The following is a 24,690-nucleotide window of genomic DNA, read 5'->3' as shown; positions in this document are numbered from 1 at the left end:
CGGTGGCCGCGCCCATTCACGACGCATCAAACAGGGCGTGCAGCCGAGCAATAGCCTGTTGCAGCCGCTCGTACGACGTCGCGTATGAAATTCGCAGGTAGTCGTGCGGCGCATGCACGCCGAAGTCCAGACCCGGCACCATGCTGACCTTCGCTTCTTCAAGCATCACGGACGCGAGCGTCGCGCTATCCGACGCGGCCCGGTGCGCGATGCTGCGACAGTTCGCATAGACGTAGAACGCGCCATCCGGTAGGACCGGTATGTCGAAACCCAATTCGCGCAACGCCGGTACCAGGAAGTCGCGCCGTCGCTTGAACTCGAGCCGCCGTTGCTCGTAGATCTCAAGTGACGCGGGCTCGAAGCACGCGAGCGCCGCGTGTTGCGCGAGCGCGGACGCGCAGATAAATAGGTTCTGCGTGAGCTTCTCGAAGGCCGGCACCCAGTGTGGCGGCACCACGAGCCAGCCCAGGCGCCAGCCCGTCATGCTAAAGTACTTCGAAAAACTGTTTACGGTCACGACATGATCGTGTGCACCGTGCAGTGACAGCGCCGAGACGGGCGGCGCATCATAGGTCAGTCCCTGATAGATTTCGTCGATGATTGCGAAACCGTTGTGAGCGCGGACCGTATCGACAATGCGTTGCAACTCGCCCGCGTCGATCGATGTGCCGGTGGGATTCGACGGCGACGCGAGCAGCACGCCGCGTGTGTTCGTGCCCCAATGCTGCTGCACGTGCGCCGCGCTCAACTGAAAGCGTTGTGCCGCGTCGCTCGGCACTAGAACCGCTCGGCCCTCGAAGGCAGTGACGAAGTGACGGTTGCACGGATAGGTTGGATCCGGCATCAGCACCTCGTCGTCGCGATCCACGAGCGCCGCGCAAGCGAGCAACAACGCCGCGGAGGCACCGGCCGTCACGACGATGCGTGCCGGTTCGACATCGATGCCGTACATACGCCGGTAATGCATTGCAATGGCTTCGCGCAACGGCGTGATGCCCAGCGCCGGCGTGTACTGCGTGAGGCCTCGGCGCAGGGCCGAAGCCGCCGCCTCGACGACGGCGGGTGGCGCCGTGAAATCGGGCTCGCCGATGCTCATGTGGATCACGTCATGGCCTGCCTGCTCGAGGCGGGTAGCCTGCTTGACAAATTCCATGACATGAAATGGCGCGATCCGGTCAATGCGTGAAGCAAGCCGATCGGCCCGGGTGGTGTCGAGTGGGTTGGGCATGGAATCGGTGTCGGTCATCCAGCATTCCTAGCGGACGCGGCAGCACGCATTCAACCGCGAGCCTTGACTTCGTCGGCGCGCATGGTCACCGCAAGCTTGTCGAGGACGCCGTTTACGTACTTGTAGCCGTCGGCACCGCCAAATGTCTTAGCCAACTCGACGGCCTCGTTGATCACGACTCGGTACGGGATCTCGAGATGATGCTGGAATTCGTATGCCGCGATCAGCAGTACCGCCCGTTCAACCGGCGACAGTTGGTCAATCGGGCGATCCAGGAAGGGCATGAGCGCTTCAGTCAGCGTCGCCGACTGCTTGATCACGCCATGCAGTAGCGCATCAAAATGGTCGCGATCCGCTTTGTCGAAACCGGGCTGCTCGCGCATGGTCGCGTCGATCTCGCCCGGCGCCGCGCCCGACAGCAGCCACTGATACAACCCTTGCGTGGCCAACTCGCGCGAGCGACGGCGAGCACTTCTCGTTGTCATGCCCGATCCTCGTTTGCCGCTTCGTCTTCTTCGTCCTCATCCTCGTCCTCGTCGTCATCTTGACCGAGTTGGTCGAGCGCGGATGATAAGTTTGCCATTTCCACTGCGACGCGTGCCGCATCGCGGCCTTTTTCGGTCATTCTCGCGATCGCCTGCTCGTCGTTTTCGGTGGTCAACACCGCGTTGGAGATCGGCACGCCGAAGTCCAGTGCAATTCGGCTGATACCCGCGCCGCTCTCGTTGGACACCAATTCGAAGTGATAGGTCTCGCCGCGAATCACCGCGCCGAGCGCGATCAGCGCGTCGAACTGGCCGCTTTCGGCGAGCTTTTGCAGCGCGAGCGGAATCTCCAGTGCGCCGGGCACCGTGACGAGCAGCACGTCCTCGCCCGCGACGCCAAGGCGCTCGAGTTCCTCGACACAGGCGTCGACTAGCCCATTGCAGACCGGCTCATTAAAGCGGGATTGGACGATGCCGATGCGCAGTCCGTCACCCTCGTGATTCGGTTGATATTGTCCGATTTCCATAAATGTTCCGTTGATGTGTTGGGCGAGGCGGGACGCCGGCCGCCGGGCCATGATCCAGAATAGGCAGATACCGCGCGCGTCGCCCTATTCGTGCGAATGCGGACCGCTGCCCGCGAATCTGTGTGCTGCTGCCGGCATGGGCTCGAAACCGGTGACCTCGAGGCCGTACCCCGACATGCTGCCCATCCTGCGCGGATTCGACAAGACCCGCATTTTGCCGACATGCAACTCATGCAGGATCTGCGCGCCGACGCCGTACGTTTTGAAATCGACCGGACGGCGCTTGAGTTCGGCTGCCTTATCCTGCCGCTCGAATGCCTCGAATACGTCCAGCAGCCGCTCGCCGGACTCGTGCACATTGAGCAACACCACGACGCCGGTTTCCCGCTGGGCAATTTCGCGCAGCGCCGCATCTAATGTCCAGGAGTGTGTACTGACACCCGTTTCGATCAAGTCGAGGATCGACAGCGGCTCGTGTACCCGTACCAGGGTCTCGACCTCAGGTGAGGGTTGCCCGCGCACCAGCGCCAGATGCGGTGCGCCGCTCGGCTTGTCGTGGAACAGTACCGCATTAAACGGTCCGTGCGCGGTATGCATCGTGCGCTGCGCCACGCGTTCGATGATCGATTCGGTGCGACTGCGGTATTGGATCAAGTCTGCGATCGTGCCGACTTTCAACCCGTGCTGCGCGGCGAACTCGACGAGGTCAGGCAAGCGTGCCATCGTGCCATCGTCCTTGATCACCTCGCAGATCACCGATGCCGGCGTGAGCCCGGCCAGCGCCGTCAGGTCGCAACCGGCCTCGGTATGGCCGGCGCGCACCAGCACGCCACCGGGCTGCGCCATGATCGGAAACACGTGTCCCGGTTGTACGATATCCTCAGCTCGAGCGTCGCGCGCGACGGCCGCCTGGACCGTGCGTGCACGGTCGGCAGCGGAGATGCCGGTGGTCACGCCTTCCGCGGCCTCGATGCTGACCGTGAACGCCGTGCCGTATTGCGTGCCGTTGCGCTGCGTCATGAGCGGCAGATTCAATGCGCGGCAGCGCTCCTGCGTCAGCGTCAGGCAAATCAGCCCGCGGCCATAGCGAGCCATGAAGTTGATCGCTTCCGGTGTGACGAAATCAGCGGCCAGCACCAAGTCGCCCTCGTTCTCGCGGTCTTCTTCGTCAACGAGGATGACCATTCTGCCGGCTTTGAGTTCGGCAATGATCTCTTGCGTGGAAGCGAGTGTCATGGTGGACGATGGTGGCGCGATAGGAAAACCGCTATTTTACGTCAGCACCGCGTCAAAAGCCGATTCCGATGCTGGTTTTACGTCGGTTCTATGTCAGTCGTGCGTCGGTACGGGCAGCGCAGAGCTTCGCGACGGTTGACCGTGTCACCGGGCGGTCGGACGCACGTCGTGCAGCGGGACGAACATGGCGATAACCGACGCAGGCGCGCTCTCTTATCTTTTTTAAATGTCAATCACCTATCTGAGACGCGCTGAGCATCCGCTCGACATACCGCGCAATCATATCGACTTCGAGATTGACCGCGTCGCCAACGCGCAGGTGCTGCAGTGTGGTCATCTGTATCGTGTGCGGGATCACGTTGATCGAGAACTCGCATCCCTTGTCCCGGTCCTGCACGACATTCACTGTCAGGCTGACACCGTTGATCGTGACAGACCCTTTGTACGCGAGGTACTTCGCGAGCGAGGACGGCGCGACGATGCACAATTCATGCGATTCGCCCACCGGCTCGAAGCGGCTGACCTGGCCGAGCCCGTCGACATGTCCGCTGACCAGGTGGCCGCCCAGGCGTTCATGCGCACGCAGTGCTTTTTCGAGGTTCACTTCGCCAGGCTGTGCAAACCCGGCAGTGCAGTTCAGCGTTTCCCGCGACACGTCGACTTCGAACTGCGTCGATGTCTTGTCGACGACCGTCAAGCACGCGCCTTGCACTGCGATGCTGTCACCCAATCCGACATCGGACAGATCGAGCGTGCCGGCGGCGATCGACAGGCGCACGCCGTCCTCGACGGACACGCCCAGCGGGGTGACCGATTCAATGTGGCCGATCGCCGCGACGATGCCTGTGAACATACAAGAATCCCTTCATTGTGAGCGCGGATCGCCCGTTTGCGGGGCGTTGTCGGATTCGGCTGCAACGAGCCTGGCGAGGACCCGTAGATCCTCGCCCATTCGCTCGATCGAATGATATCGTAGCCGTATCCGCTGATCGAGCGCCGGCGGCGGCTCGAGGTTGAACATGCCGGTCGCGTTGCCGAGCAGGGCCGGGGCGATGTAGAGCAGCAGTTCGTCAACGCAGCCTTCGCGCAACAATGAGCCGTTGAGCTTGTAGCCCGCCTCGACATGCAATTCGTTGACGCCACGCGCAGCGAGCAGCCGTAGCGCAGCCGGCAGGTCAACCTTACCGGAGCGGTTCGGCAACGCAATCACTTCGGCGCCGGCCGCGCGCAACGCATGCGCGCGCGGGGCGAATGCTCCGTCGTCGTGCGCGCAGATGACCAGCGGTGGTGCGCCGGCTAGCATCCTTGCATCCAGCGGCACGTCCAGACGGCTGTCCACCAGCACGCGCAGTGGTTGGCGAGGCGTGGGCACCGCGCGCACGGTCATCTGCGGATCGTCCTCGCGCACCGTACCGATGCCGGTTAGGATCGCGCACGCGCGAGCGCGCCATGCGTGCCCGTCCGTGCGCGCGGCGCTCGACGTGATCCACTGGCTTTGACCGTTCGGCAACGCGGTGCGACCGTCCAACGTCGCGGCGATCTTGAGCCGCACCCATGGCACGCCACGCGTCATCCGCGATACGAAGCCGACGTTCAACTCCTGCGCCTCATGCGCAAGCAGTCCGCAGCGCACGTCCACGCCCGCATCGCGCAGGAGGCCCAGGCCACGGCCGCTGACCTGCGGGTTGGGATCCTCCATCGCGGCGATCACCCGCGCAATGCCGGCCTCGACCAGCGTGTTCGCGCAGGGTGGCGTGCGACCGAAGTGGCTGCAAGGCTCAAGCGTCACATAGGCGGTGGCGCCGGCGGGGGTGTGCCCGCGTGAGCGGGCGTCTTTCAGTGCGCAGATTTCCGCGTGGTCTTGCCCGGCCGGCTGCGTGAAGCCTTCGCCAATGACTTCGCCATCCTTGACGAGTACGCATCCCACGCGCGGGTTCGGCGACGTCGTGTACAACCCACGCTCGGCGAGCACGAGCGCGCGCTGCATTTGCAAGCGATCAAAGTCTGAGAACATGGCAGGGGAACCGGCGCTCAGCGCTGCAGCGCAGCGAACACGGTGCGGGCGATCGACAGCGTTTCATCGATGATCGCGTCGTCGTGCGTGATCGACACGAAGCCGGCCTCGTATGCCGATGGGGCGAAATGCACGCCGGCATCGAGCATCGCGTGGAAGAACGCGTTGAAGCGGGGCACGTCGCAGCGCATCACCTCAGCAAAGCTGCGCGGTACTTGTGAAGCGAAATATAGGCCGAACATGCCGCCCAGCGAGTCCGCGCTGAACGGCACGCCCGCGTCGCGCGCGGCGGCCTGCAGCCCACTGGCGAGCCGCGCGCTCTGCTGGGACAGACGGTCATAGAAGCCGGGCGCTTGAATCTGGCGCAGCGTTTCAAGGCCGGCAGCGACCGCGAGTGGGTTGCCTGATAGGGTGCCGGCTTGGTAGACGCCGCCCAGCGGCGCCAGGTGTGCCATGATGTCGCGCCGGCCACCGAACGCGGCGATCGGCATCCCGCCGCCGATGACCTTACCCAGGCAGGTCAGATCCGGCACGATATTGAACAGCTGCTGCGCGCCGCCAAGCGCGACGCGAAAACCGCACATGACCTCGTCAAAAATCAGCACGCTGCCGTACTCGGTGCACTGCTTGCGCAACGCGGCGAGGAATTCAGCCGACGCTCGCACGAGATTCATGTTGCCGGCGATCGGCTCGACGATGACCGCTGCGATTTCCGTGCCGAATGCGCTGAATGCTTCGTTTAACTGCTCGACGTTGTTGTACTCGAGCACGGTTGTGTGATGCGCGATGTCGGGCGGCACACCGGCCGAGGTGGGGTTGCCAAATGTCAGCAATCCGGACCCGGCCTTCACGAGCAGGCTGTCGGCATGGCCGTGATAGCAGCCTTCGAACTTGACGATGCGGCTGCGCCCGGTGAACCCGCGGGCGAGCCGCAACGCGCTCATCGTGGCCTCAGTGCCGCTCGAGACCATGCGGATTTGCTCGATCGATGGCATAAGGCGACAGATCTGCTCGGCGATGTCGATCTCCGCCTCGGTCGGCGCGCCGAATGAGAAGCCCGACGCGAGCGCGCGCTGGACCGCGGCCAGTACGTCCGGATTCAGGTGCCCGAGAATCATCGGGCCCCACGAACCGATGTAGTCGATGTAGCGCTGTCCGTCTGCGTCCCATAAATACGGGCCGTGTGCGCGCGCGATGAAGCGCGGCGTGCCGCCGACTGAGCGGAAAGCGCGCACCGGCGAATTGACGCCGCCCGGAATCGAGCGTTGGGCCCGTTCGAAAAGAAGTTGGCTCTTGGACATCGAATCAATCCCGCGTTGCAGCAATGACATTTAGGCATTGTACCGGAGCGGCGCGCGACGCCGTCGCGTACAATGAATTTGTTAATGTATGAAAGGCCGTGCGCGCGGCCTCTCGCAGTGTCTCCATGCCCGTTTCCCAGACTGTTCGCCGCCGGCTCGATTGGCGCTTGATCCTCTTGCTTGGCGCGCTCGCCGCGTGTGGCCCGATCTCGATCGACATATACCTACCGAGCCTGCCGTCGCTGGCAGCGGCTTTCGACATCAGCGCCTCGGCCGCACAGGTGACGCTGACCAGCTTTATGCTGGGCTTTTCAATTGGCATGCTGCTGTATGGCCCACTGTCCGACGCCTATGGTCGGCGCTCGATCTTGATCGGTGGCATCGTGCTGTATGGGCTGGCCAGCATTGCCTGTGCGCTCGCGTCGTCGATCGGCTGGCTGATCGCGGTGCGCTTTCTGCAGGCGCTGGGCGCCGGCGCTGCGTCGGTGCTCGCGCGCGCGATCGCGCGAGATGTGCATGGCCCCACCGATGCGGCCCGTGTGCTGTCGATGCTGGCCATCGTTACCTCGATCGGGCCGTTACTCGCACCGCTGGTGGGCGGGCAGCTGCTGCTGCTCGGCGGCTGGCGCGCAGTGTTTGTATCACTGGCGCTGTTCGGCGCAGCCTGTGCCATCATGGCGGTGCGCAAGGTTCCGGAAACGTGGCCGTCGCACAAGCGGCACGAGAACACGCTCACCGCGTCATTCGCCGTGTACGGGCGCTTGCTGACCGACCCGGTGACGTGGGGCCACATGCTCTGTGGTGGCATGGCGTTCGCCGGCATGTTCGCTTACATCACGGCCACGCCGTTCATCTACATCGATTACTTCCATGTGTCGGCGCAGGCCTATGGGTTGTTCTTTGCGCTGAACGTCGTCGGTGTCATGGCGGGGAATTTCCTTAATGTACGGCTGGTTGCCGCACTCGGCACGCTGCGCATGATTTCGGCCTCGTCGCAGGTGTATCTGCTCGCCTCGCTCGGGGTGTTCGTGGTCTGCACCACCGGCTGGGGCGGCCTGCGCTCGATTGTCGTGACGCTATTTTTCGTGGTTAGCATGGTGGGTGTGCTCGGCGCGAACTGCACGACTGATCTGATGCACCGTTATCCGCGCAACGCCGGTGCGGCGGCGGCGGTGTTTGGCGCGATGCAATTGGCGCTCGGCGCGTTGTCGAGCCTGGCGGTCAGCGGCTTGCAGGATGGCTCGCCACGCGCGATGGGGATCGTGATCGGCGCCTGCGGCGTGTTGACCTATGTCGGATATCGGCTTGTGGCCCGCTCGCACCGGCTATTGGAGATGGGGTGAGGCCCGCTAACGGTCGAGTGCCGGCCAGCGGCAGCAGGCGCACAAGGCACAAGGGCGCCAGCGGCGAAAGGGGCCGGCGACGGTCCGGCCAAGCGGGTTTCAGTCAGCCGTATTGCTCATCGCGCGCTTGGTCCAACGCGACGCGTCGCTGCCGCTGTCAGCGGGTGCATCGCCGGGTAGCGTCTCGATCAACGTGTCCAGCAGGCGGTAGGCCTCGGCCAGTGTCGTTGCGCCGATCTTGTGTTCCAATGACCGGTATTGTTCGTCGATCAGCGGACTAATCCGTTTGACGAGCGCCTGGCTTTGCGGCGTCAAACTCACGATCACCTTGCGCTGGTCGGACGCGACGCGCGAGCGGCAAATCAGCCCGTCCCGATCCATCCGTTCAAGCACCCCGGTCAGGCTCGGACTGAGAATACAGCAAACTCGCGCGATCTGCCCAGCTTCCATTTCCTGACGCGGGTGGTCGTTCAGCGCGCGTATGATTCGCCACTGCTGCTCGGTCAGCGAGAATTGCTTGAGCACCGGGCGGAACATGCCCATGACGCTTTCGCGGGCCTGGAGTAGGAGCATCGCAAGGTTGCGATGGTCAAATTCACCGGTCATCGTCGTGTGGAGTCAAGCGTGTGGCGAAGCACCGTATTATACGTTCCACAACGCAGTGCTCATGCGTGGTGTCCGATGTTGTCGTCAATCGTGCCGATCGGGATAACAGCAATGTAGTCCTCGGCAGCAGAATGGTCTGGAGCGGGATGAAACAGTCCATCAGCAGCATTGTCAACAACGCGTCCGCGCCGCGAAAACGCCAATGCGTGAGCACATAGCCGTTGAACGCACCGATGATCGAGGAAATCAACCCGGAGGGCATCACCCTCTTCACCGAGTTCATGAACAACGGCTGCATACCTTCGCAGCGCACGCCAGTCCATGCGTGGCTCCACGTCTTGGTCCACGTCGCGAAGCGCCACGTCGAGGGCGGTATGCGCAGGTTGCCAGTGTGCAACCAGTCGATGTCTTTGAACGACGTGGACACCATCCAATAGATGGGAATAGAAAATACAGTATGAACAAGATCAGGACTGCGTAGATCAATACGCGCCAGGCGTGCGGGTCAGGCTGCATTGCGAGTGCTCGTTGACTCCAAATACAGGAGCGGCATGAATACCGCGATCACCGTGGCCAGCATCATCATCGACGATGCGGCGCCCATGCCGAATTGCCCCCGGTTGAACGAGAACGTGTACATGAAAATGGCCGGCAGCGACGACAATGTGCCCGGCCCGTTGGCAGTCAGCGCGATGACCAGGCCGAGCGTCTTGATCGTGATAGGGCACAAGATCAGCAGTACTGAAAAGAGCACCAGGCGCATGCTCGGGATCACGATCTTGCGGTAAATCGTGGGCCGTGTCGCGCCGTTGACTTGCGCGGCCTTGACGATCTCGCTGTCCACGCCGCGCAAGCCGGCCAGGAACAGCGCCATCACGAACCCGGTTGACGGGCACACTGCGGCGATCACCACGCAGAAGATTGCCTGGTCGCACGCTTTGTGACGAATGGTGTCGAGCAACCATTCGCTTACCTTTGCCGAACCGTTAGATCGTACCGCAACGCATTGTTATGGTGATGTTTGTGTTGTACTGAATGTATCGCTTAATTGGAATTGTAGTTAGACTACATTGAGTGTTAAGAATATTTCTATCGGGCTACGGTCGATTGTGCGCCTCGCGCGACGGCCTGCCCGCGCCAGGTTTCCAACGTCACCGTCAACACACCATGCAAGTTGATTCAGGCTTTACGTTCGTCCTTTTCGGCGGCACCGGCGATCTGTCGATGCGCAAGATCTTGCCGGCGTTGTACCACGCGCACCGCGGCGGCATGCTGCCTGCGGCAGGCAGGATCGTGGCGGTCGCGCGTGGCATCGGCGAGCGCCACGCGTACGTGCAATGGATGCACACGCATGTGCGCCAGCACGTGAAGCCGGCCGGCGACGATGCCTCGTGGAACAGCTTTCTTGAACGCATCCTATTCGTGCAGATCGACCTCGGACAGCCGGACGACTATGCGCTGCTACGCGACGCGATTGCGCCACTGCCCGGCATTCGGGTGTTCTACTTGGCTACCGGGCCGTCGCTATTCGTGCCGATCTGTCGTGCGCTGGCGTCCGTAGGCTTGAGTGAGGGCGCGCGCATCGTGCTGGAGAAGCCGCTGGGCTACGACCTGGTGTCATCCAACGCGATCAACGACGCGGTCGGCGAGATCTTCGCGGAAGGCCAGATCTACCGGATCGATCACTACCTGGGCAAGGAACCCGTTCAGAACCTGCTCGCGCTGCGTTTCGGCAACACACTGTTCGAGCCGCTGTGGCGCCGCGAGTGGGTCGAGAGCATCCAAATCACGATTGCCGAGGAATTGGGCGTCGAGGGACGGGGCGACTTCTACGACAATACCGGCGCGTTGCGCGACATGGTGCAGAACCACCTGCTGCAACTGCTGTCGATCGTGGCGATGGAGCCGCCTCACTCGATGAATGCCGACGCGGTGCGTGACGAAAAACTGCGCGTGCTGCGCGCGCTCAAGCCCGTCGAGCCGCGCGACATCAGTCGCGTCGCGGTACGCGGTCAGTATCATGCGGGCGTGGTCAAGGGTAGTGCGGTGCCCGCCTATGTGAGCGAGCATGGCGTGAGCGCATCGAGCACGACCGAGACCTTCGTCGCGTTGAAGGCCGAGATCGAGAACTGGCGCTGGGCCGGCGTGCCGTTTTTCCTGCGCACCGGCAAGCGGCTTGCCGATCGCGTCGCGGAAATCGTCGTTAATTTCCGCACGGTCCCGCACTCGGCGCTCGGCCCGATGGCGCTGCGCAATGGCGCCAATCGTCTGGTGATCCGGCTGCAGCCCAACGAATCGATCCGGCTATATTGCCTGGCCAAGCAGCCCGGCGAGGGAATGAACCTGCAAAGCGTGCACCTGGACTTGGCGTTCGACCAGTTCTTCAAGGAAGATCGCATGGAAGCATACCAGCGCCTGTTGTTGGACGTGATCAACGGCCGGCTGGCATTGTTCGTGCGTCGGGATGAGCAAGAGGCGGCGTGGAAGTGGGTCGAGCCGATCCTGGACGAATGGGCTCGTCCCGGCACGTCGCCTAAGCCATATGCGGCGGGGACATGGGGCCCGGCTGCGGCGAGCGCGATGCTCGCCCAGCATGGTACATGCTGGCTTGAAGAAGAGAACTAGCAGGTGCGTCGCGCTTGCTCGAGTAGTAGCGACCGGCCCGCCCGCAATGTCGGTGGGCGGTCGCAGGGAGTCTACGGAGGAGAAGTGATCAAGCTTCACGCTTTTGACAATCCGCGCGCCCAGCAGGACGCGCTGTCGCAGGCGGTCGGCGACGCGTTGCAGTCATCGCTGGCCGCGCGTACCGGCGCGGCTCGTGCCACGCTCGCGGTATCGGGCGGCACGAGCCCACGGCCGTTTTTGCAGGCTTTGTCACGGCGCGCGCTCGATTGGGCGCGCATCGACGTCACCCTGGTCGACGATCGCTGGGTCTCGCCGATGCATGCCGACAGCAATGCGCGACTCGTGCGCGACACGTTGCTGCAGCACGCGGCGCGCAAGGCCGTGTTCTGGCCACTGGTCGACGTTGAGCAGGCGCCCGCTGCCCACATCGCGGCACTGAACGCAGATGCCTCGCGCGCGCTGCCCAACGTGGCTGTGCTCGGTATGGGCGAGGATGGCCACACGGCATCGATCTTTGCCGACGCGCCGCAGTGGGATGTGGCCACACGAACCCACGAGCGCTATGTGCTGGTCGAGCCTCGGCAGGCGCCGCATCTGCGGGTCAGTTTGTCGCTGTCGGCGCTCAGGCAAATCGGCCGGCTGTTTCTGTTGGTCTCCGGGCAGCGCAAGCTGGACGTGCTGCACGCCGCGATCGAGCATCCACAACACAACGCCATTTCCAAGCTAGCCAACGATACGGGAGTCAACGTCGATGCCTACTGGTGCGCCTAAAGCAGTGCTTGCGCGCGAGAGTCCACATCCGGATGGCCCGCGGCTGCTTGCCGACGTAGGTGGCACCAATGCGCGTTTCGCACTGGAATTCGGACCGGGACAGATTGACGATATCCGGGTATATCCTTGCGCCGACTATCCGGGTATCGCTGCCGCGATCCGCAAATTCCTGAAGGACAGCCAGGTCGCTCGCGTGAACCACGCGGCCATTGCAATCGCCAATCCCGTCGATGGCGACCAGGTGCAGATGACCAACCGCAATTGGAGTTTTTCGATCGAGGCCACGCGCCGCACATTGGGCTTCGATACGCTGTTGGTGGTCAATGACTTCACCGCGTTGGCGATGGCGCTGCCGAGCTTGTCCGATGCGCAACGCACGCAGATTGGCGGCGGCGTGCGCCGGCAGAATAGTGTGATTGGGCTGCTTGGGCCAGGCACGGGTTTGGGTGTGTCAGGTTTGATTCCCGCAAACGAGCGCTGGATCGCGCTGGGCAGTGAAGGCGGGCATGCCACCTTCTCGCCGCAGGACGAGCGCGAGGATCGGGTGTTGCATTATGCGCGCAAGAAGTGGCCGCATGTGTCGTTCGAGCGGGTTTGCGCAGGACCGGGGCTCTCACTGATCTACCATGCACTGGCCGCATGCGACAAGAAACGGCTTGACCCGCAACTCGAGCCGGCCGACGTGGTGCGGCGCGCGCAGGCGGCCGAGCCGCTCGCGCTGGCGGCCGTGGAGTGCTTTTGCGCGGTGCTTGGCACATTTGCCGGCAATATTGCAGTGACACTCGGCGCGCTGGGCGGCATTTATATCGGCGGTGGTGTCATCCCCCATCTGGGTAAGTTGTTTTCGACTTCGCCGTTTCGTGCACGGTTCGAGGCGAAGGGCCGTTTCCAGGCGTACTTGGCGAACATCCCGACCTTTGTGATTACCGCGCAATATCCGGCCTTCCTCGGCGTGTCCGCGATCCTGGCCGAGCAACTCGGGCATCGTGCCGGCGGCGGATCAGCCGTGTTCGAGCGCATCCGGCAGATGCGCGACGTGCTCACGCCGGCCGAGCGGCGCGTAGCGGACTTGGCGTTGAACCACCCGCGCTCGATCGTCAACGATCCAATCATCGACATTGCGCGCAAGGCCGATGTGAGCCAGCCGACCGTGATCCGCTTCTGCCGCTCGCTTGGCTGCCAGGGACTGTCTGACTTCAAGCTCAAGCTGGCCACTGGCCTAACTGGCACGCACTCGGTTAGCCACAGCCAGGTCCACTTGAGCGACTCGGCGACCGACTTTGGCGCGAAGGTGCTCGACAACACCGTGTCGGCCCTCCTGCAGCTGCGCGAGCACATGAACTTCGACAACGTCGAGCGCGCGATCGATATGCTGAACAGCGCGCGGCGCATCGAGTTTTACGGCCTGGGCAATTCGAACATCGTCGCTCAGGATGCACACTACAAATTCTTCCGCTTCGGCATCCCAACCATTGCATACGGCGACCTGTACATGCAGGCCGCGTCTGCCGCGTTACTGGGCAAGGGCGATGTGATCGTCGCTGTCTCCAAGTCCGGTCAGGCGCCGGAGTTGCTGCGCGTGCTGGAGGGGGCGATGCAGGCTGGCGCGCAAGTCATTGCGATCACGTCGAGCAACACGCCGCTGGCCAAGCGTGCGAGCGTCGCGCTGGAAACGGACCCTATCGAGATCCGTGATTCGCAGCTGTCGATGATCTCGCGCGTGCTGCACCTGCTGGTGATCGACATATTGGCGGTCGGCGTCGCGATCCGGCGCGCGTTACCTGACGTGGGCATGCAGCAGGGGGTCGAGGCGGCGCGCGGGCATGCCGACGAAAGCACCGCGGCGGTGCTGGACTGGCTCAGCCACGGCGCGGCATTGGAGCGGCGCGATACGCAATAAAAAACGGTGCGATCCATCCGAATCTGCACCGATGCGCGCCTCTGGCCGCGAGAAACCCCGGGGGCCGTTCCGCGTTTGCCCGCCGGCGTGGCGGCGGCCCCCTTTGTCGTTGTCGCGCCAGTCGGTCAGAACACGTGCTGGATGGCCGCGTAGACGCCGCTCTGGCTGTGGCCCGGGATCGGGTTCTCGTTATATCCGCCGTTGGTCTGCGGGCCGCCCGGCCCCGCGTTGTTGGCGTCCAAGCCAAAGTTCGCGGTCTCGCTGTTGCGCACGGTGGCGATCTGGGATGTCCAGCAGCGTGTCGCGACGGCGCTGGGTCGATGCCCGGACCCAGGCGAGCCGGCGTGGGTTAGCGACCGGTGACCCCGGTATTGCGCGCAGGTGGGCATCGAAATCCGGTGCTGGCCGGCGTCGCGCTTGTAGATCGGCCCCTACCAAGCCGGCTGCTGGGGACGGGCCAACCGACGACTACTTCAGGCTGCCAGATAGGAATTGCTTGAGCCGCTCGCTCTTCGTGCGGCCGAATACCTCATGCGGCGGCCCTTGTTCCTCGACGCGGCCTTGATGCAAGAACATCACATGGTTTGACACGTTGCGAGCAAACGCCATTTCGTGCGTCACGACAATCATCGTGCGGCCTTCTTCGGCCAGCGTCTGCATCACCTTCAGCACTTCGCCGACCAACTCAGGGTCCAACGCCGAAGTCGGCTCGTCGAATAGCATCACATCCGGGTGCATCGCCAGCGCGCGGGCGATGGCCACGCGCTGCTGCTGCCCACCGGATAGGTGCGATGGGTATTTTTTCTCGACTGATGCGCCGAGCCCAACCTTATCCAGGTACTGGCGCGCCCGCTCCTGCGCTTGCGCGCGCGACAGGCCTAGCACGTGCACGGGTGCCTCGGTGAGGTTTTCCAACACCGTCATATGCGACCACAGGTTGAAGTGCTGGAAGACCATCGCCAGCTTGGTGCGCATGCGCTGCAACTGCCGGGTGTCGACGACTTTCAGGTTGCCTTCGCGATCCGGCGCGGTCTTGACCTCGACGCCGTCCACATAGATCCGGCCAGCGTTGGGCTGCTCCAGAAAGTTCACGCATCGCAGGAACGTGCTCTTGCCGGAGCCCGACGAACCGATGATGCTGATCACGTCGCCGGCCTTGGCCTTGAGCGAGATGCCCTTGAGCACCTCCTGGCTGCCGTAGCGCTTGTGCAGATCATCAACGAACAACTTGGACATGGGCGAATTCATCGCGTGTTAAGCCTTTCGCGGATTAAACTTATTGATCTTGCGGCCGCAGGTAGGCTAGCCAGCGCTGCTCGGCGCGCCGGAACAGACCCACGAGCGTGAACGAAATGCCCAGATAGAGCAGCGCGGCGATGCCGAACGCCTCGAACGATTGATACGTGGCCGAATTGACGTCGCGTGCGACCTTCAAGATGTCTGGCACCGTCGCGGTGAAGGCGACCGTGGTGGCGTGCAGCATCAAGATCACTTCGTTGCTGTAGTACGGCAGCGCCCGGCGCAGCGCCGAAGGCAGGATCACGCGCCGGTAAAGTGCCAAGCCGGACATGCCGTACGCGCGCGCGGCCTCGATCTCGCCGTACGGCGTCGCGCGGATCGCGCCGACAAATATCTCGGTTGTGTAGGCGCAGGTGTTCAACGTGAACGCCAGCAGGGTGCAATACATTCCCTGCCGAAAGAACGCATTGAGAAAGTCGTGCGAACGCACAAGCTCTAGGCTGTAGATGCCGGTGTAGCACAGCAGCAACTGCACGTAGAGTGGGGTGCCGCGGAATATGTAGGTATACAGCCAAACCGGGGCGCTGATCCAGCTGTGCCGAGATACGCGCGCGACCGCAAGCGGAATCGACAGGCAGAAACCGATGCTGATCGACACGACCAGCAACCACAATGTGATGGCCACGCCGGTGATGTTGTAGCCATCGGTGAACAGGTAGGCTTTCCAGTAGGTATGCAGCAGTTCGATCATCGTCGCGTCCGGGTGTCAGAAATCTGCACGGCGAACGCCGGTTGAATAGCGGCGCTCCAAGGACAGCAGTACGAGATTGGAAAGCGTCGTGATCGCCAAGTAGATCACGCCGGCGATGATTGTGAAAAAGAAAAAGCGCATCGTGCCCTTGCCGGCGTCCTGCGACGCCTTGACCACGTCGGCAAGACCGATGATCGATACCAGCGCGGTCGACTTGACGAGTACCTGCCAGTTGTTGCCGATGCCGGGTAGCGCAAAGCGCATCATTTGCGGGAACATGACTCGCGAAAACGCCTGCCAGCCTGTCATGCCGTACGCCGCCGCCGCCTCCATCTGGCCGCGTGGCACCGACAGGAATGCGCCGCGGAATGTCTCGGTGAAGTATGCGCCGTAGATGAAGCCCAGCGTGAGTACGCCAGCGGTGAATGGGTCGATGTCGATCTGGTCGATCTGCATCAGGTCGGTCAAGTGATTCAGCCAGATCTGCATGCTGAAGAACACCAGCAACATCAGCACCAGATCGGGCACGCCACGGATCAGCGTGGTATAGACCGTGCCGACTACGCGCGGCATGCGGCGGCGCGAGAGCTTGGCCGCGGCGCCGAGCAGTCCGATCATAAAAGCGACCGCGAGCGAGAGCAGCGACAATTGAATGGTTTGCCACGTGCCCGCTGCGATGACGGGGCCATACCCTTGCAGGAACATGGTGAAGTCAGTAAGTCTAATGATGGATCGAATATCCGACGCACTTTGGGATGCCGCCCATGTTAGGCGGTGCAAAAATGCGCGCGACACGATGCCGGTACGCAGCCTGTCTGCGTGATACCCGGTACGCGAAGGGCGGTATTCTAACTCAATGGCGCACGAGGACCGCCACGGGGCGGGGCGGGCTTGGCCAGCGCGGCGCCGGCCGGGCAGGGGCAATGATTGGGGTTGCCCCTCGGCGGCAGCCGGCGGCTGCGGAGATCGTGTTACTCACGGCGTAGCGTTTGTTACGCGCGATTACGTCCGGCTGACGCAGTAACAACCGGTAACAGCGGATACGCATTGCCGCGGCGACCCGGTCCGACGGTAACGGTTAAACTGCTGCTCATGGCTACTCAAATCCTCGTAATCGACGACGATCAGGAGTTGCGCGATCTGTTACGCGACTATCTGACCCGGCAGGGTATCGAAGTATCGGTACTGCACGATGCCACGTCGCTGGAGCGGCGGCTCGAGCGGGAACGGCCCGACTTGATCGTGCTTGACCTGATGATGCCTGGCGTGGACGGCTTGACGGCGCTGCGGCAATTGCGTGCCGCGGGCGACGACATCCCGGTGATCATGCTGACCGCGCGTGCGGACGACGTCGACCGTATCGTCGGGCTGGAGTTGGGCGCGGACGACTATCTCGGCAAGCCGTTCAACCCGCGCGAGTTGCTGGCCCGTGTGCAGGCGGTGCTGCGGCGTCGCCGCAGCGTTCCGTCGGCCGCGCCGGAGCAGCGCGAGCCGTTCGGCTTCGGTCGTTTCGCGCTTGATTTCCAGACCCGCTCACTGATGCAAGACGGCAGGCCCGTGGCCTTGTCGGGCAGCGAATTCGCATTGTTGAAAATCTTTGTCAACCATCCGATGCGCACGCTGACGCGCGAGCGGTTGCTCGAGTTGTTGCACGGGCCCGAGTACGACGGTACCGACCGCGGAATCGACGTGCAGGTGTGGCGGTTGCGGCGCACGTTGGAGACCGATCCATCCGCGCCGCGTTTCATCCAAACAGTGCGCGGCCGTGGCTACGTATTCGTGCCGGACGGCGAAGGCCATGCGGCGTCCGTTTGATTCGTTGTTCGGACGGCTGGCATTGCTGGTGGTGGGCGTGCTACTGCTCGCGCACTTTGCATGGTTCGCGCTGATCCGGCTGCAGCGCAGCGAGTGGCAGGCGCGCTATGCGGTCGAGGAAACGATGTTCCTGATCGAGGCGGTACGCCAGCATGTCGAGCGCACGCCCGAGCAGCCGCTGCCGCCGCGAGTCAAGGTGGTGCCCGATAGTCCGGGCGCGGCGCCTGTGGCGGACCCGCACGTGCCGCTACCGGTCGAGCATTTCCTGTCCGAACTGGAGGAGCGCTTGCCGCCCGGCACGCGGATCCGAGCCAAGGGTGGCAACAAGCCATCCAGCCTGTGGGTGCTCGAACCGGGGGTCAAGCGCTGGATCGTCGTGCCACTGCAACCGTTGCGTGCGCCGCGCCGTCCGTTGGACCGCACGCTGATGTGGCTTGGGCTGATTTTCACCGGCGCGGTGCTCTCGGCGCTGTTCGCCGCCTGGCAATTGCAGCGCCCGTTGCGCACGCTGGCGCAGGCTGTCGGTCGGTTTGGTCGCGGCCTGCCCGTTACCCCCGTGCGTGAACGCGGCCCGCTCGAGTTGCGTCAGCTCACGCGCGGCTTTAACACGATGGTCAGCAACCTTGCGCAGACCGACAAGGATCGCAATGTGATGCTTGCTGGCGTCGCGCACGATTTGCGCACGCCGCTGGCGCGGTTGCGGCTGCGCGCGGAGATGCTCGACGATGCGAAGGCGCGTGACGGCGTCGTGCGCGACGTCGACTCGATGACCCACATTGTCGACCAGTTCCTAGTGTTTGCGCACGATGGCACCGATCGCAGCGAGCCGGTGGGCGTGGATCAGCAGTGCGACCGTATCGCGCGGACCTATCGCGCGGTGTCGCCGTCGGCGCACGCGGTCTGCACCGACCTGCGCGCTGGCCCGGACTTCGTGCTGCCGGCCGCGACACTGGAGCGCGTGCTGTCCAACCTGCTGGACAACGCGCATGCCTACGGCGCGCCGCCCGTGGCGATCGAAACTGCCCGCACGGCGCGAGGCTTCACGTTGACGGTCAACGACCAGGGCGGCGGCATTTCGCCCCAGGACCTGCTCAATGCAAGCCGCCCGTTCGTGCGACTGGATCCAGCGCGCGGTGGCAATGGTCATAGCGGGCTCGGGTTGGCCATCGTCGAGCGGCTCACGAACCGGCTGGGCGGCGAATGCCGGATTGGCAACCACGAGCGCGGTGGCCTGCGCGTCGAACTGGCGTTTCCGGCTCAGTCGGGCGCCGTGCAGCGCTGACCCGTGGCATGCATCTTCGCGTGCGAGGCCGGCGTGACCGCTTCAATTACCGAACAGGGCATTCAATGCCGCGGCGGCTTCGCTGTCGATCGTATTGTACGTGACGCTGTTGGCCTCAAAGATATAGTGCGTGGTGTACTTGCCCAGCCGTGACAAGATCTCCTCCTGGATCACGTCGGGCGCCGTGTCGAACTTTAGGTACCACGCTGTCGACGATAGCCTCGTCTGAAAGGCGCCGTATTCGGCCATCAGTGCGTCGAACTCATGGGCGTTCTGGTCACGACAGATGATGACGAGATTTCCCTTCATGCGGCCTCCTGCAATCATTCATTGACCCATCATGATAACCGTTAACGGCCGCCGCGCCGCGTCGGGGGGCGGCGCGTAAGGTAATCGGTGCGGCTGGCCCAACTGGGCTACGTGGCGCGCGTGCCGCATCCGCGCAACGACGAAACCAGTTAAACACGTTAAAAGGTTGTAACGGTCACGGTGCTTGGTGTAGTGTCGGGGCGGTCTTAAAAATGGGCGGCGTTTGCCATCGCGCTCCGGCGCGGCGGTGCGGTCCATCCGCATGCCCGAGAGCGCCGGGGAGTTTGTCTGATGGATTTCGGTTTTAATTTCGGTTTTCGCTTCGATCCGAAGCGCGACGCCACGGCGTCCGCTTGGCGCTTGTTGCCCAATCGGTGGGATTTCGTGGCCTTTCCGTTGATCATCGGCCTGATCGCGATGGCCGCGATCGGCTTCGAGCAGACGATGGCGCCGATCTCGACGCTGAAGACTCAGGCGATCTCGCTGAACCCGATTCATTTGCCGGAATATGCGCTGCGCACCACGTTGCGGATGCTTGCCGCGATGCTCGCCGCGTTCGTGTTCACACTTGCCTACGGCACGCTTGCCGCAAAAAGCCGGCGAGCGGAGAAAGTGCTGGTGCCGATTCTGGATATTCTTCAATCGGTGCCGGTGCTCGGCTATATCTCGTTTACGGTCACCTTCTTTATTGCGCTGTTCCCGACGCGGGTTGCGGGAGCGGAGTGCGCGGCGATCTTTGCGATCTTCACCAGCCAGGCCTGGAACATGACGTTTAGCTTCTACCAGTCGCTGCGCACGGTGCCGCGCGACCTGGACGAAGTGTCACGTGGCTTTCACCTGACAGGTTGGCAGCGCTTTTGGAAGCTCGAGGTGCCGTTTTCGATGCCGGGCCTGATCTGGAACATGATGATGTCGATGTCCGGCGGTTGGTTCTTCGTCGTCGCCTCTGAGGCGATTACCGTCGGCAACCACACGATCACGCTGCCCGGCGTGGGGGCGTACTTGGCGCAGGCGATTGCCGAGCGCGACCTGCCGGCGATCGGTTGGGTGATCTTGACGATGACGCTCGTGATCCTCGCATACGACCAGTTGCTGTTCCGGCCGCTGGTCGCCTGGGCTGACAAGTTCCGTATGGAGAACACCGCGTCGGCGAGCGCGCCCCAATCGTGGCTGCTCGACCTGGTGCGCCGCACTCGGTTGATTCACCAGTTGCTGGTGCCGGCCGGATGGTTGTTCGCGCGCATGGCGCGCTTGCCGATGCGTTGGCGCAAGCTGCCGTTGGTCGGGCCCGGGAGGGGGCCGCGCCGCGAGCTCTCACGGCTTGGCGATCTCGCCTGGGGTGGGTTGGTGCTGGCTGGCACGGTGTACCTGTTGTGGCGCGTAATCGGCTATGTGAGCACTGGGGTGACGTGGGATGAGGTTGGGCACGTGCTCGCGATGGGATGCATTACGCTGGCGCGCGTGCTCGTGCTGATCGCGATCGCCTCGCTCGTGTGGGTCCCATTGGGCGTGCTGATCGGTTTGCGCCCGGCGCTGGCCGAGAAGCTCCAGCCGCTCGCGCAGTTTCTGGCGGCGTTCCCGGCCAACTTGCTGTTTCCGGTATTCGTGATTGTGATCGTGCGTTTTGGGCTGAACCCGGACATTTGGCTTTCCCCGCTGATCGTGCTTGGCACGCAGTGGTACATCTTATTCAATGTGATCGCCGGCGCGAGCGCGTATCCGAACGATTTTAAAGAGGCCGCGACCAATTTTCGCATTCGTGGCTGGCAATGGTGGCGGCAGGTGATGCTGCCGGGTATTTTCCCGTATTATGTGACGGGGGCGATCACCGCCTCCGGCGGTGCGTGGAATGCGAGTATCGTGTCCGAAGCGGTGCAATGGGGCGATACACACGTGATCGCGCATGGGCTCGGTGCCTACATCGCGCGGATGACCACGGACGGCGATTATCGCAAGATCATCCTCGGCATCGCGGTGATGTCGTTGTTCGTCACACTCTTCAATCGCTTGTTGTGGCGTCCGATGTACGCCTATGCCGAGAACAAGCTGCGCCTGGATTGATCGATACGGTGGTTGCTATGCAAGATCCCACGAATGCCGCTGCGCCGGTCACGGTAGCGCCCGCCATGAGCGCGCCCACGCCCGGAGATGTCCTTTTATCTGTTGACCACGTACGGCGTGGGTTTGAGAAGACCCAGGGCGAACTGCTGGTGCTCGACGACGTCAACCTGTCGATCCGCGAGGGCGAGATCGTCGGCTTGCTTGGGCGCTCTGGCTCCGGCAAGTCCACGCTGCTGCGCATCATCGCGGGGCTGATTTCGCCGTCCGGGGGCGAGGTGACCTATCGTGGCCAGCCGCTGCAGGGTCCAGCGGAAGGCATCGCGATGGTTTTCCAGACCTTTGCGCTGTTCCCGTGGCTCACCGTGCTGCAAAACGTCGAAGCGGGCCTGGAGGCCCAGGGCGTACCCGTGCGCATCCGGCGTGAGCGCGCGCTGGCTGCGATCGACCTGATCGGGCTGGACGGATTCGAGAACGCGTACCCGCGCGAGCTGTCCGGCGGGATGCGCCAGCGCGTGGGCTTTGCCCGTGCGCTGGTGGTGGATCCGACGCTGCTGCTGATGGACGAGCCATTCTCGGCGCTGGACGTGCTCACTGCCGAGACGTTGCGCACCGACATGCTGGACTTGTGGACGCAAGGCCGCATGCCGATCAAGGCCGTGCTGATCGTCACGCACAATATCGAAGAGGCGGTGTTCATGTGTGACCGGATCTTAGTGCTGTCGTCCAACCCGGGACGCGTGCTAGCCGAGATTCAGGTGCCGTTCAAGCATCCGCGCAACCGGCTCGATCCGGCGTTCCGCCGTCTGGTCGATGACATCTACGCGAAGATGACGGCGCGTCCGAGCGCCGGCGCGCCGCGCAAGGGCTTGGAGCTGCACAGCTGGTTGCCACACGTGTCGACCAACTTGATGGCCGGCCTAATCGAGACGCTGGCGGCCGCGCCGTACCACGGCCGAGCGGACATGCCCGAGATTGCCCGCACGTTGCACCTGGAGGTTGACGACCTGTTCCCCATTGCCGAAGTGCTGCAATGGCTGGGCTTTGCCGACGTGCGCGAGGGCGATATCTTCCTGACGCCGCCGGCCCGGGTATTCGCCGAATGTGGCACGCAGGAGCGCAAGATGATGTTCGCCGATCATCTGCTGCGCCACGTGCCGCTGGCGGCGCGGATCAAGCGGGTCCTCAATGAACGGCCCGGCCATCGTGCGCCGCGGGTGCGTTTTGAGCAGGAACTCGAGGATTACTTGTCGGACAGTGCCGCGGAGGAAACGCTCGACGCGGTCATCAATTGGGGCCGCTACGGCGAGATCTTCTCGTACAACGACCAGACTGAGATCTTCAGCCTGGAGGATGTTGAATCCTGATGGATGTCGTGTCTCGATAAGCGCCGAGTCTCGGTAGGTGCTGAGTCTCGGTAGGTGCTGAGCCTCAGTAGGCGTCAAGTCTTCTTGAGCGCGGCGGCTATTGCAGCGAACCTCAATGCTCGACGGCCCGCTCGGCGACTGTCCACTCCCAATGCCCGTCTTGTTGGCACGCGCAGGCGAATCCGCCAATCGACTGACAGCCGCACAGCGTGCATACGGCGGCCAGCGTCGCGATGCCAGCCGGCGCGTACACGCGCGCGAACGATCATTGCCGTGCCTCCAGTGCGGCGTGGCCGGACCACGTGCGGCGCGGCGGTACGCGTTGCGGATCAGGCATCGGGGGAGGGCCGCCGCGCCCCGCGCGCGGCTAATTTGTTGTGCAAGCCGCAATGATAGAGGCACTTCGCTTAGGTGCGTGCGGCAATGTGAACAAGGGTAAGCGGAATAAGCGGCTCAGCCTTCGTTGTTCCCGGGCGAGTCCGCGCACGCCTGCGCCTCGTACGCGCCCAGACGGTTGTATAGCGTCTTCAGGCTGATGCCCAGGGTTTGGGACGCACGCCGCTTGTCACCGCCGCAGTGCTTTAGGGTCGCCAAGATGACTTGCTTTTGCGCGTCGGCAAGCGGCGTGCCGATCCAGATGCTCATTGCATCGCCTTGCAGCACCGGCTTCTTGGCCCGCGACGCCAGATGAGGGTGCTGAATCTCGACGGTTTTCTCCGCCAGAATGAACGCACGATAGACCGCATTTTTCAATTCGCGCACATTACCCGGCCACGAATAAGTGCGCAGCGTGTCGAGCGCGCGCTTGCTGAATGCTTTGCTGGTATTTTCCCGTGCGTTCAACTCGGCCAAAAAATACTGTGCGAGCAATTCGCGATCGCCATTGCGTTCGCGCAGCGGCGGCGCGCGCAACGGGAAAACCGCAAGCCGGTACATCAGGTCTTCGCGCAGCCCGTTTTCCTTGACCGCGGTCGCTGGGTCGCGATTGGTCGCGGCGATCACGCGCACGTTGGCGCTGATCAACTCGTTGCCGCCGACCCGATAGAACGTGCCGGTCTCCAACGCACGCAGCAGCTTGACCTGACGCACCGGCGACATCTCGGTGACCTCGTCCAGAAACAGCGTGCCGCCATGCGCATGTTCGAAGTAGCCGATGCGGCCTTGTACGGCGCCCGTAAAGCTGCCCTTTTCATGGCCGAACAACTCGGCCTCGATCAAGTTGTCCGGGATGGCACCGCAATTGACCGCGACGAACGGGCCATCTTTGCGGTGGCTGGTGTCATGGATCGTGCGCGCGATCAGCTCCTTGCCGGTTCCGGACTCGCCGACGATCAACGCGGTTGCGTCGGTGGCTGCGACCCGCTCGATTTGCTCGTACAGTTCCAGCATGGCGTCGGACGAGCCATACAGCAGGCCGAACGACTTCAGGCCCGGCACCCTCGGGTGCGGGATCTTGGGTGATGGCTGTTCATCGGACGCCACAGGTGCGTCCGCCTCGCTTGACGACATGGTGTATTGCTTTCTGGTGCAAAGAAGCCCTATTTAACCACCCGGGCCAACCCAGCCGCAATTACTTATTCTGAAACGTCAGACGTTTTGGCGTAAACGAATTACGTTTCGAGCGGCTGGTTTGAAGCGGTTACACTGCCGTGCCCCGAGCGTGTCGTTTATTCTTTATAATCAACTATACGCACCAAATAAGACTTCTACATGGCAATTGTTACGCGATTGGCGTAATAGTCCTGGATGAAGCGCGCAAATTTTTCCGATTTGGCAGGGCGGCGGCACGTCGCATGCGCGTTGACGTAACGTCCGTGGGGGCTGCCGACTTGC

At 63.0% G+C, this 24,690-nt stretch carries 21 protein-coding genes and 3 pseudogenes; 8 read left to right on the top strand and 16 right to left on the bottom strand.

The features are described from left to right. Positions 1 to 16 precede the first annotated feature (16 nt). The 7 genes from KQH60_RS11740 to hemL form a co-directional block, all read right to left on the bottom strand. Positions 17 to 1,246, bottom strand: coding sequence for a pyridoxal phosphate-dependent aminotransferase (locus KQH60_RS11740; RefSeq protein WP_237576615.1), 1,230 nt, complete (start codon positions 1,244 to 1,246; stop codon positions 17 to 19). A 32-nt stretch (positions 1,247 to 1,278) separates the two neighbouring features. Beyond that, positions 1,279 to 1,713: a transcription antitermination factor NusB gene (gene nusB, locus KQH60_RS11735; RefSeq protein WP_237576614.1), complete on the bottom strand. Its 435-nt coding sequence runs from the start codon at positions 1,711 to 1,713 to the stop codon at positions 1,279 to 1,281. After that, positions 1,710 to 2,240: a 6,7-dimethyl-8-ribityllumazine synthase gene (gene ribH / locus KQH60_RS11730; RefSeq protein ID WP_237576613.1), complete on the bottom strand. Its 531-nt coding sequence runs from the start codon at positions 2,238 to 2,240 to the stop codon at positions 1,710 to 1,712. Before ribH ends, nusB begins: the two co-directional genes overlap by 4 nt. Positions 2,241 to 2,324: 84 nt before the next feature. Next, positions 2,325 to 3,476, bottom strand: coding sequence for a bifunctional 3,4-dihydroxy-2-butanone-4-phosphate synthase/GTP cyclohydrolase II (gene ribBA, locus KQH60_RS11725; protein ID WP_237576612.1), 1,152 nt, complete (start codon positions 3,474 to 3,476; stop codon positions 2,325 to 2,327). Positions 3,477 to 3,705: 229 nt separating this feature from the next. Then, positions 3,706 to 4,329, bottom strand: coding sequence for a riboflavin synthase (locus KQH60_RS11720; RefSeq protein WP_237576611.1), 624 nt, complete (start codon positions 4,327 to 4,329; stop codon positions 3,706 to 3,708). A 12-nt stretch (positions 4,330 to 4,341) separates the two neighbouring features. Beyond that, positions 4,342 to 5,490 (bottom strand): bifunctional diaminohydroxyphosphoribosylaminopyrimidine deaminase/5-amino-6-(5-phosphoribosylamino)uracil reductase RibD, encoded by a 1,149-nt coding sequence (gene ribD, locus KQH60_RS11715; protein ID WP_237576610.1) that lies wholly within the window; start codon positions 5,488 to 5,490, stop codon positions 4,342 to 4,344. A 17-nt stretch (positions 5,491 to 5,507) separates the two neighbouring features. Then, positions 5,508 to 6,791, bottom strand: coding sequence for a glutamate-1-semialdehyde 2,1-aminomutase (gene hemL / locus KQH60_RS11710; RefSeq protein WP_237576609.1), 1,284 nt, complete (start codon positions 6,789 to 6,791; stop codon positions 5,508 to 5,510). A gap of 125 nt (positions 6,792 to 6,916) precedes the next feature. On the opposite strand from hemL, the gene KQH60_RS11705 reads away from it, so the two are divergent. Continuing rightward, the gene (locus KQH60_RS11705) at positions 6,917 to 8,134 is read left to right on the top strand and encodes a Bcr/CflA family multidrug efflux MFS transporter (RefSeq protein ID WP_237576608.1); all 1,218 of its coding nucleotides are present in this window, start codon (positions 6,917 to 6,919) and stop codon (positions 8,132 to 8,134) included. A 99-nt stretch (positions 8,135 to 8,233) separates the two neighbouring features. Here the strand turns inward: KQH60_RS11705 and hpaR are convergent, their stop codons facing one another. The 3 genes and pseudogenes from hpaR to KQH60_RS11690 all read right to left on the bottom strand — a co-directional run. Continuing rightward, complete coding sequence (gene hpaR, locus KQH60_RS11700) at positions 8,234 to 8,740, bottom strand: homoprotocatechuate degradation operon regulator HpaR (RefSeq protein ID WP_237576607.1); 507 nt, start codon at positions 8,738 to 8,740, stop codon at positions 8,234 to 8,236. Between the two features lie 121 nt (positions 8,741 to 8,861). Next, positions 8,862 to 9,256 (bottom strand): annotated as a pseudogene (locus tag KQH60_RS11695) (carbohydrate ABC transporter permease); the annotation flags it as partial. Further along, positions 9,246 to 9,671: pseudogene (locus tag KQH60_RS11690) on the bottom strand (carbohydrate ABC transporter permease); the annotation flags it as partial. The pseudogenes KQH60_RS11690 and KQH60_RS11695, both read right to left, overlap by 11 nt. A 236-nt stretch (positions 9,672 to 9,907) precedes the next feature. Here KQH60_RS11690 and zwf point away from each other — a divergent pair. From zwf to KQH60_RS11675, 3 genes are all read left to right on the top strand, one after another. Continuing rightward, positions 9,908 to 11,365 carry a glucose-6-phosphate dehydrogenase gene (gene zwf / locus KQH60_RS11685; RefSeq protein WP_237576606.1) on the top strand — a complete coding sequence of 486 codons (1,458 nt, stop codon included), beginning with the start codon at positions 9,908 to 9,910 and terminating at the stop codon, positions 11,363 to 11,365. Between the two features lie 84 nt (positions 11,366 to 11,449). After that, the gene (gene pgl / locus KQH60_RS11680) at positions 11,450 to 12,136 is read left to right on the top strand and encodes a 6-phosphogluconolactonase (RefSeq protein ID WP_237576605.1); all 687 of its coding nucleotides are present in this window, start codon (positions 11,450 to 11,452) and stop codon (positions 12,134 to 12,136) included. Then, complete coding sequence (locus KQH60_RS11675; protein ID WP_237576604.1) at positions 12,117 to 14,036, top strand: bifunctional transcriptional regulator/glucokinase; 1,920 nt, start codon at positions 12,117 to 12,119, stop codon at positions 14,034 to 14,036. Before pgl ends, KQH60_RS11675 begins: the two co-directional genes overlap by 20 nt. A gap of 125 nt (positions 14,037 to 14,161) precedes the next feature. Here the strand turns inward: KQH60_RS11675 and KQH60_RS11670 are convergent. The 4 genes and pseudogenes from KQH60_RS11670 to KQH60_RS11655 form a co-directional block, all read right to left on the bottom strand. After that, positions 14,162 to 14,342 (bottom strand): annotated as a pseudogene (locus KQH60_RS11670) (porin); the annotation flags it as partial. A 162-nt stretch (positions 14,343 to 14,504) separates the two neighbouring features. Then, positions 14,505 to 15,284, bottom strand: coding sequence for an ABC transporter ATP-binding protein (locus KQH60_RS11665; protein ID WP_304611069.1), 780 nt, complete (start codon positions 15,282 to 15,284; stop codon positions 14,505 to 14,507). A gap of 28 nt (positions 15,285 to 15,312) precedes the next feature. Continuing rightward, positions 15,313 to 16,026 (bottom strand): ABC transporter permease, encoded by a 714-nt coding sequence (locus KQH60_RS11660; RefSeq protein WP_237576602.1) that lies wholly within the window; start codon positions 16,024 to 16,026, stop codon positions 15,313 to 15,315. Positions 16,027 to 16,041: 15 nt separating this feature from the next. Continuing rightward, positions 16,042 to 16,731, bottom strand: coding sequence for an ABC transporter permease (locus KQH60_RS11655; protein WP_237576601.1), 690 nt, complete (start codon positions 16,729 to 16,731; stop codon positions 16,042 to 16,044). Between the two features lie 387 nt (positions 16,732 to 17,118). Between KQH60_RS11655 and KQH60_RS11650 the strand changes: the two genes are divergently transcribed. After that, positions 17,119 to 17,841: a response regulator gene (locus tag KQH60_RS11650; protein WP_237576600.1), complete on the top strand. Its 723-nt coding sequence runs from the start codon at positions 17,119 to 17,121 to the stop codon at positions 17,839 to 17,841. Next, positions 17,825 to 19,123, top strand: a complete 1,299-nt coding sequence (locus KQH60_RS11645) for an ATP-binding protein (RefSeq protein ID WP_237576599.1) — start codon at positions 17,825 to 17,827, stop codon at positions 19,121 to 19,123. Before KQH60_RS11650 ends, KQH60_RS11645 begins: the two co-directional genes overlap by 17 nt. A gap of 42 nt (positions 19,124 to 19,165) precedes the next feature. Here KQH60_RS11645 and KQH60_RS11640 read toward each other — a convergent pair whose 3' ends face one another. Then, the gene (locus tag KQH60_RS11640; RefSeq protein WP_237576598.1) at positions 19,166 to 19,432 is read right to left on the bottom strand and encodes a hypothetical protein; all 267 of its coding nucleotides are present in this window, start codon (positions 19,430 to 19,432) and stop codon (positions 19,166 to 19,168) included. 291 nt (positions 19,433 to 19,723) lie between these two features. Between KQH60_RS11640 and KQH60_RS11635 the strand changes: the two genes are divergently transcribed. Then, the gene (locus KQH60_RS11635; RefSeq protein WP_237576597.1) at positions 19,724 to 21,493 is read left to right on the top strand and encodes an ABC transporter permease subunit; all 1,770 of its coding nucleotides are present in this window, start codon (positions 19,724 to 19,726) and stop codon (positions 21,491 to 21,493) included. A gap of 65 nt (positions 21,494 to 21,558) precedes the next feature. After that, complete coding sequence (locus KQH60_RS11630; protein WP_237576771.1) at positions 21,559 to 22,857, top strand: AAA-associated domain-containing protein; 1,299 nt, start codon at positions 21,559 to 21,561, stop codon at positions 22,855 to 22,857. A 453-nt stretch (positions 22,858 to 23,310) separates the two neighbouring features. Here the strand turns inward: KQH60_RS11630 and KQH60_RS11625 are convergent, their stop codons facing one another. Beyond that, positions 23,311 to 24,366, bottom strand: coding sequence for a sigma-54-dependent Fis family transcriptional regulator (locus KQH60_RS11625; protein ID WP_237576596.1), 1,056 nt, complete (start codon positions 24,364 to 24,366; stop codon positions 23,311 to 23,313). Between the last annotated feature and the right edge of the window lie 324 nt (positions 24,367 to 24,690).

It is taken from the genome of Mycetohabitans sp. B8 (genome assembly GCF_021991875.1).
In the GTDB taxonomy this organism is placed as follows: domain Bacteria; phylum Pseudomonadota; class Gammaproteobacteria; order Burkholderiales; family Burkholderiaceae; genus Mycetohabitans.
Note: the sequence above shows the minus strand (reverse complement) of the source record. Positions and strands in the feature narration are given on the sequence as shown.